The organism is Oleiphilus sp. HI0066 (genome assembly GCF_001635725.1).
Genome location: NZ_LWFH01001665.1, coordinates 1 through 901, shown reverse-complemented (window position 1 = coordinate 901; position 901 = coordinate 1). Strand labels below are relative to the sequence as shown.

Genomic DNA, 901 nt, shown 5'->3' with positions numbered 1-901 from the left:
TCAATCGCACCTTTCTTAACTGCTTTACCGAACGAGTTATAGGATGCAGCCGCTGCATCTACTTTTCCTTCCGCGAGTGCCGCTAATGACGCAGAATGCGAGCCCGCCACAATAACTTTGTCGAGATCCTTCACTGGATCAATGCCAGCAGCGATAATCATGGCAACCGGAAAGTTGAATGATGAAGTAAAACTTGTGCTTCCAAATGCAACACTATGTCCTTTGAGGTCAGATATTTCGTTGATACCACTGCCTTTCTTAACGAAAATACCTGAGTAGTACGAAGAGTCACCTTTCTTGACGTCAACAGCGAGTAAATCAACACCGCAACGATTGTAAGCTTCACCATAGGTAGAAGCACCAAACCAAGCAATGTCAGCCTGGTCGTTACACATCCCCTCTACAACAGCGGCGTAGCTATTGCCCGCTTTTACGTCAAAGTGAATACCGTAATTCTTAGTGATACCATCAAAGACTGGCTTATAGTCCTGCGTAATATCATTTGTACCAGTATCCGCGGGTACCATTAAAACTCTTAGTGGATTGCCTTTTGAGCCATCTGGCAATTCCGCCAACACTGCACTAGACACAGTCAAGCAAGCCATACCGGCTGCAATTAAGCTTCTGATTTTCATAGTAATATCCTCTTAGTTTTTGAGATCGAAATTTAAAGATAATTCGGTAGCACCACCTCGAAATCGCGTAATGGCATATTCGATCGGTCGACCGCCAATCACATCGGCATTAACACTTTTTGATTTCAGTATTGGTCCGCCCTTCGGCATTAAAAGCTGAGCAGCTTCTTCAGAAGTCGGTAATGCGGCGCTGACCACGCTTTCTTTTCGAGCCAGACCGGTACCAAAATTAGACTTCAGAAAACGATGAAGAGAACCCCCTTCAA

The 901-nt window shown here is 45.0% G+C and carries 2 protein-coding genes; both read right to left on the bottom strand.

Annotated features, from left to right (window positions below; genetic code table 11):
* Positions 1–635, bottom strand: a 635-nt coding sequence (locus tag A3738_RS25855; RefSeq protein WP_068763959.1) for a phosphate/phosphite/phosphonate ABC transporter substrate-binding protein, incomplete at its 3' end; no start/stop codon positions are given.
* A 12-nt stretch (positions 636–647) separates the two neighbouring features.
* On the bottom strand, positions 648–901 hold a 254-nt coding region (locus tag A3738_RS25850), incomplete at its 5' end, for a UTRA domain-containing protein (protein ID WP_156504512.1).